14 protein-coding genes are annotated in these 17,315 nt (G+C 64.1%); 11 read left to right on the plus strand and 3 right to left on the minus strand.

Annotated features, from left to right (window positions below; genetic code table 11):
* Positions 1-15: 15 nt before the first annotated feature.
* Complete coding sequence (locus tag ABVN19_RS05530; protein WP_105641827.1) at positions 16-1,890, minus strand: methyl-accepting chemotaxis protein; 1,875 nt, start codon at positions 1,888-1,890, stop codon at positions 16-18.
* A gap of 252 nt (positions 1,891-2,142) precedes the next feature.
* On the opposite strand from ABVN19_RS05530, the gene ABVN19_RS05535 reads away from it, so the two are divergent.
* The 3 genes from ABVN19_RS05535 to ABVN19_RS05545 all read left to right on the plus strand — a co-directional run bounded on the left by ABVN19_RS05535 (position 2,143) and on the right by ABVN19_RS05545 (position 6,060).
* Positions 2,143-3,420 carry a flavohemoglobin expression-modulating QEGLA motif protein gene (locus ABVN19_RS05535; protein ID WP_105641832.1) on the plus strand — a complete coding sequence of 426 codons (1,278 nt, stop codon included), beginning with the start codon at positions 2,143-2,145 and terminating at the stop codon, positions 3,418-3,420.
* Between the two features lie 41 nt (positions 3,421-3,461).
* Positions 3,462-4,301: an SDR family NAD(P)-dependent oxidoreductase gene (locus ABVN19_RS05540; RefSeq protein ID WP_105641826.1), complete on the plus strand. Its 840-nt coding sequence runs from the start codon at positions 3,462-3,464 to the stop codon at positions 4,299-4,301.
* Positions 4,302-4,473: 172 nt separating this feature from the next.
* Positions 4,474-6,060, plus strand: coding sequence for an EAL domain-containing protein (locus tag ABVN19_RS05545; RefSeq protein WP_105641825.1), 1,587 nt, complete (start codon positions 4,474-4,476; stop codon positions 6,058-6,060).
* Positions 6,061-6,168: 108 nt separating this feature from the next.
* Here ABVN19_RS05545 and prpR read toward each other — a convergent pair whose 3' ends face one another.
* The gene (prpR, locus tag ABVN19_RS05550; protein WP_105641824.1) at positions 6,169-8,115 is read right to left on the minus strand and encodes a propionate catabolism operon regulatory protein PrpR; all 1,947 of its coding nucleotides are present in this window, start codon (positions 8,113-8,115) and stop codon (positions 6,169-6,171) included.
* A 244-nt stretch (positions 8,116-8,359) separates the two neighbouring features.
* Between prpR and ABVN19_RS05555 the strand changes: the two genes are divergently transcribed.
* The 8 genes from ABVN19_RS05555 (at position 8,360) to ABVN19_RS05590 (ending at position 16,478) form a co-directional block, all read left to right on the plus strand.
* On the plus strand, positions 8,360-9,418 hold the full coding sequence (locus ABVN19_RS05555) for a phosphotransferase family protein (RefSeq protein ID WP_036989277.1): 1,059 nt from the start codon (positions 8,360-8,362) through the stop codon (positions 9,416-9,418).
* On the plus strand, positions 9,415-9,771 hold the full coding sequence (locus ABVN19_RS05560) for a DUF6285 domain-containing protein (RefSeq protein WP_105641823.1): 357 nt from the start codon (positions 9,415-9,417) through the stop codon (positions 9,769-9,771). The genes ABVN19_RS05555 and ABVN19_RS05560 overlap by 4 nt, the downstream gene beginning before the upstream one ends.
* Positions 9,772-9,826: 55 nt before the next feature.
* On the plus strand, positions 9,827-10,999 hold the full coding sequence (locus ABVN19_RS05565; RefSeq protein WP_028941529.1) for an acyl-CoA dehydrogenase family protein: 1,173 nt from the start codon (positions 9,827-9,829) through the stop codon (positions 10,997-10,999).
* Positions 10,999-11,766: an SDR family oxidoreductase gene (locus tag ABVN19_RS05570; RefSeq protein WP_105641822.1), complete on the plus strand. Its 768-nt coding sequence runs from the start codon at positions 10,999-11,001 to the stop codon at positions 11,764-11,766. Before ABVN19_RS05565 ends, ABVN19_RS05570 begins: the two co-directional genes overlap by 1 nt.
* Before the next feature lie 62 nt (positions 11,767-11,828).
* Positions 11,829-13,487, plus strand: a complete 1,659-nt coding sequence (locus tag ABVN19_RS05575) for an acyl-CoA synthetase (protein WP_105641821.1) — start codon at positions 11,829-11,831, stop codon at positions 13,485-13,487.
* A gap of 57 nt (positions 13,488-13,544) precedes the next feature.
* Positions 13,545-13,874: a DUF485 domain-containing protein gene (locus tag ABVN19_RS05580; RefSeq protein ID WP_084167895.1), complete on the plus strand. Its 330-nt coding sequence runs from the start codon at positions 13,545-13,547 to the stop codon at positions 13,872-13,874.
* Complete coding sequence (locus ABVN19_RS05585; RefSeq protein WP_105641820.1) at positions 13,871-15,535, plus strand: cation acetate symporter; 1,665 nt, start codon at positions 13,871-13,873, stop codon at positions 15,533-15,535. The genes ABVN19_RS05580 and ABVN19_RS05585 overlap by 4 nt, the downstream gene beginning before the upstream one ends.
* Positions 15,536-15,677: 142 nt before the next feature.
* Positions 15,678-16,478, plus strand: a complete 801-nt coding sequence (locus tag ABVN19_RS05590) for a transporter (RefSeq protein ID WP_245219025.1) — start codon at positions 15,678-15,680, stop codon at positions 16,476-16,478.
* A gap of 93 nt (positions 16,479-16,571) precedes the next feature.
* On the opposite strand, the gene ABVN19_RS05595 is transcribed toward ABVN19_RS05590, so the two are convergent.
* Entirely contained in the window at positions 16,572-17,297 is a 726-nt protein-coding gene (locus ABVN19_RS05595) for a TorF family putative porin (protein WP_105641819.1), read from the minus strand.
* Between the last annotated feature and the right edge of the window lie 18 nt (positions 17,298-17,315).

Genomic DNA, 17,315 nt, shown 5'->3' on the forward strand with positions numbered 1-17,315 from the left:
CCACCGTCAGTGCGCTCAGATACGGAAGCTGCCCACCAGGTGCTTCAGGCGGCTGGCCTGTTGTTCCAGGTCAGCGCAGGCGCGCAAGGTGGCCTGCAGGTTCTCGACCCCTTCCTGGTTGAGCATATTGATTTCATTGATGTCCATGTTGATCGCCTCGACCACGGCGGTCTGTTCTTCGGTCGCTGTGGCCACCGACTGGTTCATCCCGTCGATTTCGCCAATGCGCAGGTTCACGCTGCCCAGGCGCTCACCGGCCTGATTGGCGATTTCGACGCTGTCCTGGCTGTGGCGCTGGCTCTGGCCCATGGTTTCGACCGACTCGCGGGCGCCCACCTGCAATTCCTCGATCATGTTCTGTACCTGCTGCGCCGATTCCTGGGTGCGGTGCGCGAGGTTGCGTACTTCATCGGCGACCACGGCAAAGCCACGACCGGCTTCACCGGCCCGCGCCGCTTCGATGGCGGCGTTGAGGGCCAGCAGGTTGGTCTGTTGGGAAATGCTGGTGATCACTTCGAGGATCTGGCCGATGTTCACCGTCTTGCTGTTGAGCGTCTCGATGTGCGAGCTGGAGGTGCAGATCAGGTCGGAAAGGCGGCTCATGGCGGCGATGTTGCGGTCGACCACCTGCTGGCCTTCTTCGGCCAGGCGGCGCGCCGAGCTTGCCTGCTGCGAAGCTTGCGCTGCGTTGTGGGCGATTTCCTGGGCGGCAGCGCCCAGTTCGTTGATCGCGGCGGCAACGCTGTTGGTGCGGTTGGATTGCTCGTCGGAGTTGACCATCGACGAGTTGGAGGCGCTGACCACCCGCAGGGCTACTTCGTTGACTTGCTCGGTGGCCGAGGACACCTCGCGGATCGAGGTATGGATACGTTCGACAAAGCGGTTGAAGGCGTTACCCAGGTCACCGAACTCGTCGTGGCTGTGGATGGCCAGGCGCTTGGTCAAGTCACCTTCACCCTGGGCGATGTCTTCCATGGCCCGGGTCATGGTGTGCAGCGGTTGCAGCAGCACGCGGATCAGCAGGCCGAGCAGGGCGATGATGATCGCCACGGCCACCAGGGTGGCGATCACCGCCGAGGTGCGGAACTCGCTGAGCATCGCATAGGCCTTGTTCTTGTCCACCGACAGGCCGATGTACCAGTTGGCCGAAGGCAGCCCCTTGATCGGCGTGAAGGTCAGCAGACGGGCCTGGCCATCGGCCTGGACCTCGGTCAGCTCACCGGACAGTCTCGGCGTGCGCCCCGGGAACAGGTCTGACAGCGATTTCATTACCAGCGCCTGGTCCGGGTGGACCAGAATCTTGCCCTGGTCGTTGACCAGGAAGGCGTAGCCCATGCCGCCGAAGTTCAGCGAATTGATGATCTGCACCAAGCCTTCGAGCGACAGGTCGCCACCGACCACACCGATGCTGCTGGACACCTTGCTGAGGATGCCGATCACCGTCTTGTTGGTGGTCAAGTCGATGTAGGGTTCGGTGAGTATCGCGCCGCTGGCAGCCATGCCGTCCTTGTACCAGGGACGGGGGCGCGGGTCGTAGCCCTCGGGCATCTTGGTGTCGGGACGCACGCTGAAGCCGCCATCGACCTTGCCCAGGTAAACGGTCAGGAAGCTCGAAACCAGCGCCTGCTGGCCCATCAGCGTCTCGGCATTGGCAGGTTCCTGGGCGATGTTCTGCGCCAGGTTTTCCACCAGCGTGATCCGCCCCTCCAGCAGGTTGCGAATGTTGGTGGCGGTCGATTCGCCCATTTCGGCCAGGTAGTTTTCCAGGCTGACGCGGGTGGCATTGCGTTGCAGGTAGTCGTTGTAGAGGGTGAACAGGGTGAAGGCGAGCATCACGATCAAAGACGCTGCCAAAAGAATTTTGTGGCTGAAACGAAGACTTCTGTTCATGGCGTGGTGAGTTCACTCGATTTTTATCGGGACGTTCGAATGGTATCGGCCATGGATAGATAGATCTTGAGCATTAAATGATGGCTAGTTGCCACGCCGCTTGGGGCGACTGGTTTTGTAGCCGCTGCCGCCAGGCTGCGATCGCCCGCAAAGCGGTCGCAGGGCCCTGAGACGACTGCTGCGCAGCCAATCGCAGCCTGCCGACAGCGGCTACGCTTATTCGATGAAACCTCATCGCCAATGGGTCTCGCCATGAGCCTTGCCATGTTGACCGAGCTCGATGCCGCGCTACCGCTGCTGGCGCGCAAGATTCGTGTGCTGGATGCGCTGGCGTGGCCCGATGGGGTCGAGCCGGTGTTCCTGGCGAACTGGCGCAGCGGCAAAGCGCGGTTGCCCGACGTCGAGCAGCGCCCGCGTGACCACAGCAGCGACATTGTCGCGCTTGAAGCCTTCGCCGGCCGGTGCGACGAAGGCCACCCGGCCGGGCACTACCTGGCCATGACCGCCCGCAGCTACGCCACCGCCGCACGGATGCTGGGTGCCATCGGCACACCGGCCTTCACGGGCTATTCCTCGGCGCTGTACCGGCGACCGGATTTCTATTATCCGAAGCAGCAGCTAAGCATGCTGGACGCCGCCCGGTTCTTCCTCACCACCACCGACGCGCTGTTGGGCGGCCCCCGTATTCCATCCACCGAGGCCAACATCCCGGCGGCAGAATTTGCTGCCTGGATGCAGCCGGAGCTGGACCGTTTTTTTGGCATCGGCCAGGTCGCCATCAAGCTGGCCCCGAGCCTCGCCGCCAAGGCCATCGCCGGAACGAGCCGTATCCGCTTGCGTGCCAGCGCACTGTTCTCGGAGCTGGACAAGCAACAGTTGTTGCAGCACGAAGCCTTTGTGCATGTCGCCACCGCGCAGAACGGCGCGTTGCAACCCAACCTCAAATGCCTGGGCCTGGGGGCGCCGCGTACCACCCAGACCCAGGAGGGCATCGCTACCCTGGCCGAGTTGTTCACCGGCAGCATGGACATCAACCGCCTGCGTCGCCTGGCCCTGCGTGTGCTGGCGGTCCAGCAGGCGATGGATGGCGCCGATTTCATCCAGGTATTTGAAGGGTTCCTGGCGGCGGGCCAGTCACAAGAGGAGTCCTTCCGCTCGACCCAACGGATTTTCCGTGGCGCCGACCTGCGTGGCGGCTCGGCGTTCACCAAGGACGCGGCCTACCTCACCGGTTTGCTTGGCGTCCACACGTTGATGCGCATCGCCATTCGCGACAACCGGCCGGAGCTGGTCGGGCACCTGTTTGCCGGCCGCCTGAGCCTGAGCGATACCGTGCGCCTGGGGCCGCTGTTCGACTCAGGCTGGCTCAAGGGACCGGTCCATGTCCCGGCCTGGGCCAGCGACCTGCGGCTGCTGGCGGCCAACCTGGCGTTCTCGGCGTTCATCGCCAGGATCAAGCTGGAGGTGCTGGACCTTGAGATGTTCATGGCCTTTGCCGACGAGCACGAGGCGGATGCCAGTGCCCGCTGAGGGCTGCTAGGCTGTCGCAGTCTTAGCCAAAGGAGTGGACCATGCTGTTCAAAGATAAAGTCGCCATCGTCACCGGTGCAGCCCAAGGCCTTGGGCTCGCGTACGCCAAGGCCCTGCTGGCCGAAGGCGCCCGGGTTGTCATCAGCGACCTGGGTACGGATCGGGCGGGCGCAGGCCAGGATGAAAGCGTCGCAACTGCCGTCGTACGCGCATTGCAGGCCGAAGGTGGGCAGGTGGTGGCACACGCAGGCAACCTGGATGAGGAGGCGGGGTGCAAGGCACTGGTGGCGCTGGCCATCGAGCGATTCGGCGGGCTCGACATCCTAATCCACAACGCTGGCTGGGTTGGCTATCAGTCGATCGAAGAGCAAGACGCTGCGTTCCTGCAACGCTCGCTGGGCATCAACGTGCAGGCACCGATCTGGTTGAGCAAGCATGCCTGGCCTCACCTCAAGCGCTCCGCCGCCCCACGGGTGGTGCTGACCACCTCCGACCGCGCCATGTATGCGCAATACGCCCAGGTCGGCCTGACGGCCTACGCGGCCGGAAAGATGGCGCAGATCGGCATCATGAACGCACTGAGCATGGAGGGCCGCGAGCACGGCATCCTGGTCAACGCGGTGTCGCCGGTGGCCAAGACACGCATGTGGGGCATCACCCAGCCGCCCGAGAACCTCAAGCCGGAGTGGGTCACACCGGGTGTGCTGTACCTGGCCAGTTCGCTGTGCCAGGACACCGGCCTGATCCTGCGGGCCAGCAACGGCCAATTCACCGCCACGCGGTTTTGCGAGAACCCGGGTGTCGACTACCCGACCGATCTTGCCGGGATCAAATGCGCGAGTGTGCAGGAGGTAGCAACCCAGTGGGACCGGATCCTGTAGGAGCGGCGGTGCGACGTCTCGACTTGCCCCGCGATAGCAATCTGCCTGGCACACCGCAATTGCGGACAAGCCCGTTGCCACCGGTGGGGAAGTTGATCTGCGGCAATGTGGCGGCGCCTGGGCAGGCCTAGGCTGACGTAGCTGGGCACAGGCCAATGGCCAAGGCGGCACCATGAACCGTAAACGCATCGTCTGGGAAAGCATCCTCCTGGGTTTCCCTTGCGTCCTTCTGCCGGTTCTGCTGATGGGGTATCTGGCTTGGATGCTCAATCTGCACTCCGCCCAGCAACGCCTGGAATCCCTGGCCGTCGTGGCCTCCGGCCGGGCCAGTGGCACCGTCAATGAAGCGGCCGGCGCGCTCAAGCGCATTGCCGGCTCCCACCTCGTGCCCTGCACACCGGAAAGCATCGATGAGATGCGCCTGTTGACCATCAATACGTTTTCCGTGAAGTCGGTCGGGTATGTCGAGGAAGAAGTCTTCGCCTGCGGTTCATGGGGCTCGATGGGCCAGCATGTGAAGCCCTGGCGGGAAGACTTCACCACCACCGATGGCGTGCGTGTATCCATTGGTGTGCAACCGCACATCGTCCACGCCAAACCGATGATGGCCCTGCAGTACGCCGCCTTCAACGTGCTGGTGGACCCTGAGCAGTTCCTCCAGGTGCCCCTCGAAGACAACGTCCATCTTGCAGTGGGTACTGCGGGTGGCCATCTGGTCAGTACCTCGCGGCCGGGCGTCGAGCGGTTCCTGAGCCGCGTGCATACGGGCTCGGCCAAGGGGCTTGAGGAGGGTTATCTCTACACCCTGGTTCACAGCGGCGATTGGGTGGCCATTGCCGCACTGTCTCGCCAGGAGTTGCTGCAAGGGTTGATAAGAATGGAGCTGTTGCTGCTGCCCATCGGCGGCTTGATTGCCGGTGGGCTCGCGGTGGTGCTCATCAGGCGCACACGCCAGCGTCTGTCGCCGCTGGCCGAGCTGAGGCTGGCGGTGCGCAGGCGTCAGTTCATTGTTCACTACCAGCCAATCATGCGCCTGAGCGATGGCCGCTGCATCGGTGCCGAGGCGCTGCTGCGCTGGCGCCGGCGGGACGGTAGCCTGGTTAGCCCGGACCTGTTCATACCGCTGGCCGAGAAGAGCGGCTTGATCCTGCCGATCACCGATCAGGTGTTCGAGCAGGTGATGCATGACCTGGGCCCGCTGCTGGTGGAGGATCGCAGCCTGCATGTGTCCATCAACCTGGCGGCCGAGGATGTCAGCAGTGGCCGCTTCCTGTCCGCGCTCGAGCGTGCCCTGGATAAATCGGGAGTGCATCCCGGGCAGATCTGGCTGGAAGCGACAGAACGTGGCTTCGTCGCGATCGAAAGCGCTCGGGCGGCCATGAACCGGGCGCGTGCATTGGGGTACCAGGCAGCCATCGATGACTTTGGTACGGGTTTTTCCAGCCTTCAGCACCTGCAGCAACTGCCCCTGGATATCCTGAAGATCGACAAGTCGTTCGTCGATACCCTCGACCCGGACACCGGTGCCGGCTCGGTGACCACCCATATCATCGACATGGCCAGGAGCCTGGGCTTGCAGATCGTCGCCGAGGGCATCGAGACCCAGGCGCAAGCGGATTACCTGCGCCGTCAGGGGGTGCAGTTCGGCCAGGGGTGGTATTTCGCCAAGGCAATGCCGGCGGAGGCGTTCAAGTGTTTTTACCAGGCGCATGTGCCGGCCGTTTCGCCGGGCGAGCCTATTTCTACAGCGGTGGTGTGAGCTTTGCTGGAGAAGCTGCCCTGCACAGTACTTATGGGGCTGGTCTTGCCTACGATCGGCCGCGAAGCGGTCATAGGCGGTACTGGCGCCAGCTTCCACAAGGGCTGATCAGCCCCGCAAGCGCCGCCACAGGGTCGTGCGGCTGATACCCAGCCGCCGTGCCGCTTCGTCGTGATTGCCCTGGCAGTCCTCCAGGGTCTGGCGCACATGCGTCAACTGCGCTGCCTTGCCCAGCGAGCGCAGGTCTTCGGTCACTGCCGGTAAAGGCGCCGAGGGGCCCTCGCGTTGTTCGAACAACTCAGGCAGCAAGCGCGCCAGCCGCTGTTGGTCGATCTCGCCATGATGCGTCAGCTCCTTGGCCGAGAGCACCGCGCGTTCGACGATGTTCTCAAGCTCGCGCACGTTGCCCGGCCAGGGGTACTCCAGCAGGTACGGCATCAAGGCCGGGGGCAGGGCGCCTGCACCGCGTGGCTGGCCGCTGACCAGCAGGCCCTGGACGATACCGCGGGCGATCAGGGCGATGTCCTCGCGTCGCTCGCGCAGTGGCAGGGTCTGCAGGCGCAGGATGTTCAGGCGGTAATACAGGTCGGTACGAAACTGTCCGGCCTCGATAGCGCCGCGCAGGTCCTGGTGGGTGGCGGCGATGATGCGCACGTCGATGGAGATCGGCTCGGTGCCGCCCAGGCGCAACACTTCACGTTCCTGTAGCACACGCAGCAGGCGGGTCTGCAGTGACACCGGCATGTCGCCGATTTCATCGAGAAACAGCGTGCCGCGATGCGCTGCCTCGAACAGGCCCGGCTTGCCGCCCTTGCGCGAACCGCTGAATGCGCCTTCTTCATAGCCGAACAGTTCGCTTTCGAGCAGCGACTCGGGGAAGGCTGCGCAGTTGATCGCTACGAACGGCCCATGGGGTCGCTTGCTGGCGTTGTGGATGCCCTGGGCCAGCAGTTCCTTGCCCGTGCCGCTCTCGCCGGTGATAAGGATGGTCGAGTCGGTCAGGGCATAGCGCTCGGCAAGGCGCAGCAGTTCGCGGTTGGCCAGGCTGTTGCCGCTGATCTGTTCCAGCCGGTATTTGGCAACGAATGCACCGGGGCGGCGCGAGGCGCGGATGCGCTGGTCGGCGCGCTGTACAGCGGTGGTGTCCTGGCAGGTCAGCACCATGCCGGTACGCTGGCCGTTTTCCAGGATCGGCAGCAGGTTGCTGACCACCTGGTGGGTCCCCAGGCGGATCACCTGGTTTTCCTCGCCGATGCCATCGCGCAATGCTTGCGCCAGGTCCAGCGCCGGGCACAACTCCTGCAGCGGGCGCCCCAGTGCAGCGCTGGGCGGCAGGTCCAGCAGCAGCGCCAGCGCCGGGTTCAGCGACTGCACGATGCCATGGTTGTCAATCGCCGCCACACCGGCGGGGATGTGTTGCAACACACCGTTCAGGTGCTGGCGCTTGGCGATCTCGATGCGCTGGCTGTGCAGAATGCCAATCGCTTCTTCCAGTGCCTTGCGTACGGTCTCGGTGCTCAGCGACAGCACCCCATGCAGGCCCGCCTGCTCGGCCAGTTCCAGCACCGTCGACGAGCCGATGACACTACGGCATCCCAGCTTCGCCACCTGGTCCACCGCTGCCCGTGCCTGCTCCAGGGTGGTGTAGGACGCCTGGTGGAACTGCACGGTGAACAGCCCGGCCATGGCCTGCAGTTCGGCATTGATGTGGCTGTAGCTGAGGATTGCCACCTGTGAAGAGTGCGCGCGCGCCTGCTCCAGTGCGCGCAGCAGGTCGGCGCCGCTGATGCGCATCGACAGCACCGGGCGGGTGAGGTGTTTGCGCAGGTAGGCCGCCGTTGCGCCAGCGCACACGAACACATCGACTTCGCCGCGCCGCTCCAGCTCGCAGGCCACCTGCAGCGCTTCGTCCACCGAGGTGTCGAGCACCTGGATGCGGGTCTCTTCGGCAAAGTCGCCCATCAACCCTTCGACTACCCGCGCCAGCCGGCTCTGCTGGTCGGGGCGTTGCAGGTGGCTGATGAGCACGACGATCTGGGCGCGGGGCAGCGGCATGTGGGGCTCCTCTATTCAAGGATGAAATTGTTTTTCAGAGTTGAACAGATTTGATTCGGAAGTGAAACGGCTTTCCACTGCCATGCCGCTCAAGGGTGATCGAGCAAACTTGCGCTGCCCAACAAGAGCGGGGCTTGGCGGCGAATCATGGCTGTACTGACAGGAGTTGGCCCGGCCGTTGCTATAGCTAATTCGCCATACGCAAACCCCGATAAAAATACCCAAGGGCAGGGCGAATCGAGTCATGAGCAGTCTCAACGCAGCATCCCAGGCCGCTGGCGTACACAGCGACGCGGCGAACGATCAACCCCTGCTGGCGTTCATTGGCGAGCAGGCCCAGGCGCAGCGGGTGGTCATCTTGCAGCGCAAACAGCTTTCAGGGGGGGCGATCCAGGAAAACTGGCTGCTCGACGTGCAGCTCGACGGCGGCCCCTTTGCCGGTGTACAGCGTTGGGTTCTGCGCAGCGACGCCGCCTCCGCGTTGCCGGCTAGCCTGAGCCGCGCCCAGGAATTTGCCGTGCTCAGTCGGGTGCATCGCGCCGGGGTAAAAGTGCCCCGGCCGCTGTGGCTGTGCCGGGACCCGGCGGTGATTGGCCGCGCCTTTTTCCTCATGGAGTGGGTGCCCGGCATTGCGGCGGGCCGGTTGCTCAGTGGCCAGTGCGCTGCCGAAGGCAATGCGCAGTTGGCTGCCGAGTTGGGTGCCAACCTTGCGCGGTTGCATCAACTGCGCCCGCCCTGTGGCGAGCTGGGCTTTCTGCCGCTGCCCGACGTCGCGCCGGCACTGGCCAGCATCGCCACGCACCGCGCTTTTCTCGATCGCCATCAAGGCGCACACCCCGTGCTGGAATGGGGCCTGCGCTGGTGCGAGCTCAACGCACCGACCGACAGCACGGTGTGCCTGCTGCATCGCGACTATCGCAGCGGCAATTACCTGGCCAACGAAGCAGGCTTGCAGGCCGTACTGGACTGGGAATTCACCGGCTGGGGCGACCCCCGTGAAGACATCGGCTGGTTCTGCGCCCGTTGCTGGCGCTTCGCTCGACCAGACCTCGAGGCAGGCGGCATCGGGCAACTGGAGGACTTTCTGCGCGGCTACCGCGAGGTTTCTGCGCTGCACATCGACCGTGAACAACTCGATTACTGGCAAGTGATGGCGACCTTGCGCTGGGCGGTGATCGCCCTGCAACAAACCCAGCGCCATCTCTCGGGCGAAGAGCCGTCACTCGAGCTGGCGCTTACCGGGCGCCTGCTGCCGGAGCTGGAACTGGAAATCCTGCGCCTGACCTCAGGAGCGAAACAATGAACCACCCCGACGCCCGCGAACTGCTGCATATCGCTCGCCAGACCCTGCTGCAGGAACTGCTGCCGGCACTGCCTGCCGACAAACGCTACCTGACCCTGATGGTCGCCAATGCCATGGCCATCGCGGGTCGCGAATACCAGGACGCAAACAGCGCCGATGGTCTGGAGCATGAGCACCTGCAGGCGCTGCTGGACGACCGCCAGTTGTCACTGGGTGACGCCCGCCAAGGGCTCGCTGCCGCAATCCGCGAAGGCCGTTTCGATGGTGGCGATGAACGCAGCCGGCTGCTTGAGGCGCTGCAACAGACCACCCTCGCACAGCTGGCAATCAGCAATCCCAAGGCGCTGCCATGAGCGCACCCGTCGCCCATCTTGAATACCGCACCGTGCCAAGCACCCAAGGACAGCCATGAACTTCACGCTCCCCGACGACCTGCTCGCCCTGCAAGAGAAGACCCGCACCTTTATCGCCGAGCAGGTGATCCCGCTGGAAAAAGACCCGCGCCAGACCGCCCATGGCCCTGGTGAAAGCCTGCGCCAGGAGCTCATCGAGCGCGCCCGCAAGGCTGGCCTGTTGACCCCGCACGCCAGCCGCGAAATGGGCGGCCAGGCGTTGAGCCACATCGCCAAGGCCATCGTCTTCGAAGAGGCCGGTTATTCGCCGCTGGGCCCGGTGGCGCTGAACATCCATGCGCCGGACGAAGGCAATATTCACCTGATGGACGTGGTCGCCACCGAAGCGCAGAAAGACCGCTGGTTGCGTCCGCTGGTGCAGGGCCATATCCGTTCCTGCTTTGCCATGACCGAGCCGGCGCCGGGCTCCGGCTCCGATCCGTCGATGCTGCGTACTACGGCCACCCGCGACGGTGACGACTATCTCATCAACGGTCACAAGTGGCTGATCACCGGCGCCGAGGGCGCGCGTTTCGTGATCATCATGGCGCGCATGGAAGACGGCACCGCCACCATGTTCCTGTCCGACATGGACCGCGAGGGCATTGTCCACGAGCGTCAGCTCAACTCTCTGGACAGCTGCTTTACCGGGGGGCACGGCCAGTTGCGCTTCGACAATCTGCGCATTCCGGCCAGCGACGTGCTGGGTGAGATCGGTGCCGGCTTCCGCTATGCCCAGGTACGCCTGGCACCGGCCCGGCTGACCCACTGCATGCGCTGGCTCGGCGCGGCCCGTCGGGCCCACGACATCGCCTGTGACTACGCCCGTACCCGAGACGCGTTCGGCAAGCCGCTGGGTGAGCACCAGGGCGTCGGTTTCATGCTTGCGGACAACATGATGGACCTGCACGTGGTGCGCCTGGCGGTCTGGCATTGCGCCTGGGTGCTCGACCAGGGCCAGCGCGGCAATGTCGATTCGAGCATGGCCAAGGTGATCAGCGCCGAAGCGCTGTGGCGGGTAGTCGACCGTTGCGTGCAGATGCTCGGTGGTCGCGGTGTGACCGACGACACCGTGGTCGAGCGGATTTTCCGCGACATCCGGCCGTTTCGCATCTACGACGGCCCGAGCGAAGTCCATCGCATGAGCCTGGCGAAAAAAATCCTCGACCGCCGCACAGGAGCGCACTGATGCAGCCCGTTATTGCCCAACTGTTCAACCTTGAAGGCCGTCGTGCCCTGGTCACAGGCGCCTCCAGTGGCCTGGGCCGGCATTTCGCCCTGACCCTGGCGGCCGCTGGCGCCGAGGTGGCGGTAGCGGCGCGGCGCAGCGAGCCGTTGCGCCAACTGGTGGACGATATCCAGGCGGCCGGTGGCCGGGCCAGCGCCCATTCGCTCGACGTCACCCGCCGCGACGCCATCTGCCGTTGCCTCGATGAAGTCGGCCCGCTGGACATCCTGGTCAACAACGCCGGTGTCAGCGACAGCCGCAATGTGCTGGCTTATGACGACGAGGGGTGGGACCAGATTCTCGACACTAACCTCAAGGGCGCCTGGAGCGTTGCCCAGGAAACCGCGCGGCGGATGGTGCAGGCGCAGCGCGGCGGCAGTGTGATCAATGTCACCTCGATTCTCGCCAGTCGCGTCGCCGGTGCGGTCAGTCCCTACGTTGCGGCCAAGGCCGGACTGGCCCACCTGACCCGCGCCATGGCGCTGGAGCTGGCGCGCCATGGCATCCGGGTCAACGCCCTGGCGCCGGGCTATGTGATGACCGAACTGAACGAGGATTTTCTTCGCAGCGACGCGGGAGAGAAGCTGCGTGCGCGTATTCCCAGCCGTGCGTTCTGCCAGCCGACGGACCTCGACGGTGCGCTGTTGCTGCTGGCCAGCGATGCCGGCAAGGCCATGACCGGTACCGAAATCGTGGTCGATGGAGGGCATCTGTGCAGCGGCCTGTAGGCCGCCTGCTGCAACGCCTCTCAAGCACAACAACAGACCGATGACGGTCAGGAGAGCCCTACATGATGCCTTCGATGTTTGAAGCGGAGCTTGCGCCCAACGACGCCAATTATGTGCCGCTGTCGCCCGTGTCCTTCCTCAAGCGTGCCGCGCACATCTATCCGGACCGCGACGCGGTGATCCACGGTAGCCGTCGCTACAGCTACCGGCAGCTTCACCAACGCAGCCGTTGCCTTGCCAGTGCGCTGGAGCGGGTCGGCGTGCAGCGCGGTGACCGTGTTGCGGTGCTGGCGCCGAACGTGCCGGAGCTGCTTGAAGCGCACTATGGCGTGCCGGGGGCAGGCGCTGTACTGGTAAGCATCAACATTCGCCTGGAAGCGCACAGTATTGCCTTCATCCTTCGCCACTCGGCGGCCAAGGTGCTGATCTGTGACCGCGAGTTCAGTGCCACCGTGCGCCAGGCCCTGAGCTTGCTGGAGAGCCGGCCCCTGGTGATCGATATCGACGATGCCCAGGCCCTTGGCGGCGAGCTGATCGGCGAACTGGACTACGAAGCGTTCCTGGCCCAGGGCGATGCCCGGCGGGCGCTTTCGCTGCCGGAAAATGAATGGCAGTCGATTGCCTTGAACTACACCTCCGGCACCACGGGCGACCCCAAGGGCGTGCTGCTGCATCACCGCGGCGCCTACCTGAATGCCTGTGCCGGGGCGCTGATCTTCCAGCTCGGGCCGCGCAGCGTGTACTTGTGGACGCTGCCGATGTTCCATTGCAACGGCTGGAGCCACACCTGGGCGGTGACCCTGTGCGGTGGTACCCATGTGTGCCTGCGCAAAGTGCAGACCACTTCGATCTACACCGCCATCGCCGAGCACGGCGTCACGCACATGAGTGCGGCGCCGGTGGTGATGTCGATGCTTATCCATGCCGAGCAACAGTTCGAGCACCGCGCCGGTCAGCCGGTGGCGGTGATCACCGGTGGCGCTGCGCCGCCCAGCGCCGTGATCGCTGCCATGGAGGCGCGTGGCTTCAGCATCACCCATGCCTACGGCATGACCGAAAGCTACGGGCCGAGCACCCTGTGCATGTGGCAACCGGGCCTGGACGAACTGCCGTTGGAGGCCCGTGCGCAGTTCATGGGCCGCCAGGGCGTGGCCCACCCAATGCTTGAAGAAGCCACCGTACTCGACGTCGAGAGTGGCCAGCCGGTGCCGGCCGATGGCGTGACCCTCGGTGAGCTGGTAGTGCGCGGCAACACGGTGATGAAGGGCTACCTCAACAACGCCTCGGCGACTCGCGCAGCCTTTGCCGATGGCTGGTTGCACACCGGCGACCTGGCAGTGCTGCACGCCGATGGCTACGTAGAGATCAAGGACCGCTCCAAGGACATCATCATCTCCGGTGGCGAGAACATCAGTTCGCTGGAAATCGAAGAAGTGCTTTATCAACACCCTGCGGTGATCGAGGCAGCCGTGGTGGCCCGACCCGACCCGCACTGGGGCGAAACGCCCCATGCATTCGTGACCTTGCGCGCGGATGCCGCCACCAGTGTCGGCGTTGATGAGTTGGTCCTCTGGTGTCGCCAGCGACTGGCGCATTTCAAGGCACCGCGGCATGTCTCGCTGGTGGATCTACCCAAGACTGCGACCGGCAAGATCCAGAAGTTCGTGTTGCGTGAGTGGGCCAAAGCGCCACAGGAGGTGCCCTGCCAGATCGAACACTGATCGACCCGTCGCACGCCTTTTCCAATAACAACAAGTGCTTTCGTCAGAGGTGGTCACATGCCCAGTTCCAGTCCCTTGTATGCACGCATACGGCGCAACACCCAATTCATCGAGCTGGTGGCTCGACGCAACCGGCTCACCCTGGGCCTTCTGGTGGTGATCGTGGCGGTGTTCTACGCCTATATGGGGCTGGTGTCGTTCTGGCCCGAGCTGATCGGCCAGCGCCTTGCCGAGGGCTCGAACCTGACCTTCGGCGTGGTCGCCGGGGTGTCGCTGTTCGTGTTCTTCTGCGCGTTGTCGGGCTTCTACGTGTACCGCGCCAATGGCGAGTTCGACCGCATGACCCGCGAGCTGATCGCCCAGGTCGAGCAGGAGGAGGCACGATGAACGCACGTTGCCTGCTCGCCCTTGGCACGGTGTTGTTCTCCACTTCGCTGCTGGCTTCGCCAGCGATGGAGGCGGCAACACGCCAGCCCTTGAACCTGCATGCCATCGGCATGTTCATGGTGTTCGTGGTCTTCACCCTGGCCATCACCTGGTGGGCCGCGCGGCGTACTCGCTCGACCGCCGACTTCTACAGCGCCGGCGGTGGTATCTCGGGGTTCCAGAACGGCCTGGCGTTGGCGGGCGACTACATGTCGGCCTCGACCTTGCTGGGCATCACTGCGCTGATCTACACCTCAGGCATGGACGGCTACATCTACCTGATCGCCTTCTTCGCCGGCTGGCCGGTGCTGCTGTTGCTGATGACCGAACGGCTGCGCAACCTGGGGCGGTTCACCTTCGCCGACATCACCTCGTACCGCCTCGATCAGGGCAAGGTGCGGACCATGGCGGCGATCGGCTCGTTGACCGTGGTGTGCTTCTACCTGGTGGCGCAGATGGTCGGGGCGGGGCAACTGATCAAGCTGCTGTTCGGCCTCGACTATCACATCGCGCTGCTGATCGTCGGTGCGCTGATGATGCTCTACGTGACCTTCGGTGGCATGGTGGCGACCACCTGGGTGCAGATCATCAAGGCCTTCCTGCTGATGGTGGGCGGCACCCTGGTGATGCTGCTGGCGATGAACGAGTTCAACTTCAGCTACGACACCCTGGTCACCCGCGCGATGAGCATCCATGGGCTGGGTGATCGCCTGCTGGCACCTGGCAGCCTGCTGGCCGATCCGCTGACGGCATTGTCGCTGAGCCTGGGCCTGGTGTTCGGGACCGCCGGCTTGCCACATATCCTGATGCGTTTCTTCACCGTCAGCGACGCCAAGGAGGCGCGCAAGTCGGTGCTCTATGCCACGGGCTTCATCGGCTATTTCTTCAACGTGATCTTCCTGCTGGGCCTGGCCTCGATTGTCATCGTCAGCCAGGACCCGCAGTACTTCGAAGGTGGCCAGGCCGGCGGCAAACTGCTGGGCGGCGGCAACATGGTCGCCATGCACCTGGCCCAGGCCGTGGGTGGCAACATGCTGCTGGGCTTTCTCTCGGCGGTGACCTTCGCCACCATCCTGGCGGTGGTGTCGGGGCTTGCCCTGGCCGGTGCCTCGGCCATCGCCCACGACTTGTATGCGCGGGTGATCAAGAAGGGCACGGCCAGCGAGGCGCAGGAGCTGCGAGTGACCAAGTTCGCCACCCTCGGGCTGGGCCTGGTCGCGATTGGCCTGGGCATCGTATTCGAGAACACCAACGTGGCGTTCATGGTGGCGCTGGCGTTTGGTATTGCCGCCTCGGCGAACTTCCCGGTGCTGTTTCTCTCGATGTTCTGGCGTGGCCTGACCACCCGTGGTGCGCTGGCAGGCGGCTACCTGGGGCTGGTGAGTGCGATGGCGTTGGTGGTGTTTTCGAAGCTGGTGTGGGTCGATGTGTTCCACTTCAGCGAGCCGCTGTTCCCGTATACCCAGCCGGCGTTGTTCTCCATGCCGTTGGCATTCCTGGCGGCTTACGTGTTCTCGAAACTCGACCAGAGCGCCCGCGCCAAGGCCGAACGCGAAGCCTTCGAGGACCAGTACGTACGCGGCCAGACCGGTGTCGGCGCCAGCGGCGCATCGGCCCATTGACGAACATGCAACGCCCGGTGGGAGCTGGCGTGCCAGCGATGAAGCCCGTGCAGCTCCCACATTCCTGTGCAGAATTGCACATCCCTCACAGTTGCCTACGCTAACCCGGTACCGAGCAGACAGGTGAGTGACGATGAATGTGATGCAATGGATGCCCGTTTCGTTGATGGTGTTGAGCCTGGCTCCAATCGCCCAGGCGGAGGACTCGGCAGAGCTGGCCAAAAAAGCCCTCAACCCGGTAGCAGCCATGTACAGCCTGCCTGTGCAATACAACTGGGATCAGAAGATCGGGCCGTCGGGCGAGGGCATGCACAGCGTTACGCACATCCAGCCAGTGCTGCCATTTGAGTTGAACGACGAGTGGAACCTCATTTCTCGCACCATCCTGCCGATCATCGATCAGCACGGGCTGGTGTCGGGTGGTGCGGCGGACAAATCCGGTGTTGGCGACATCACCCAGAGCTTTTTCTTCTCGCCCAAGCAGCCCACCGACAGCGGCTGGATACTCGGAGCCGGCCCTGCGCTGTTGATCCCCACGGGCAGCGATGAATTGCTCGGCAGCGAGCAATGGGGGCTGGGCCCGACAGCCGTTGCGCTCAAACAATCGAACGGCTGGACCCGGGGCATCCTGGCCAACCATATCTGGGGCCTGGACGGCAGTCCGCCGGATGACAAGGACAAGGTCAACCAGACCTTCCTGCAGCCATTTTTCTCCTACACCAACAGCAGCCTGACCACCTACGGGATCAACACCGAATCCACCTACGACTGGCAAACCCGCGAATGGTCGGTACCGGTCAACCTGACCGTGACCCAGTTGCTGAAAATCAGTGGTCACCCGCTGACCGTGCAGGTTGGGCCCAGGTACTGGCTCGACAGCCCGGACAATGGCCCGCAGGGCTGGGGCTTCCGGGCGGCGGTGACCTTCTTGTTCCCGCGCTAGCGGGCGACTGCTTTGCAGGCGATCGTAGCCTCGGCAGCGGCTACAGCCTTTGGGTAGCCGCGCAGCGGTCGGGCCTGTGTGCAGGATGGAACGTCAGAAGGTCTTGCTGACCGAGGCCACCACGGCAGCGCTGCAGATATCCTCGAAGCCCAGATAGCTGGCGCATTCAGCCTGGGACAGGTCAGTGTCGATGTAGCTCAGCGACCAGTCCAGGGCCAGCATCGTGCGGCTGAGCTTCACTTCCCACTCGTGGTAGGCACTGCGGCTGCCGCCGTCGCTGGAAAACCAGCTCGGGTCCTTGTAGTCGTTGCGCCCGTAACGCACTTGCAGGCCCGTGTCGTAGGGCAGTGGCGTGCCGTAGCCTACATAGCTGTAGAGCATCGACTGGTCGCGGTTGAAGTCGCCCGAGTAGTTGCCCCCGAGCAGCACCCCCCAGGCGCGCAGTTCGGCATGGTACTCGCCGTAGTTCAGGGCACTCTGGCGCGGGTAGACGTAGTGGATATACGAGGTGTCGAGGGTGACGTCGTCGTTGATCTGCCAGAAGTAGCCGGCGTAGTAATCCTGCTCCTGACGCGTGCGGCTGTCGAAGCCGAAGTCGACGTTGGAACTCCATACCCCGGCATACAGGCCGCTGCTGTGCAACAGGGTCAGTGAACCGTGCAGGGCCGGGTCGTTCTGGGTCTGGGAGATGCCGCGGGTGCGGTAGTCGCTGAAGAGACCGACCTTGGCTTCCAGGCTGAAGGCTTCGTTGAGGTCGATGGCATGGGCAAACGGCGCGCAGGCGAGCAGACCGCCTGCGATAAGGGTGCGCGGGTTCATGAAGGGCGTTCCATTATT

This window comes from Pseudomonas vranovensis (genome assembly GCF_040438935.1).
Classification (GTDB): domain Bacteria; phylum Pseudomonadota; class Gammaproteobacteria; order Pseudomonadales; family Pseudomonadaceae; genus Aquipseudomonas; species Aquipseudomonas vranovensis.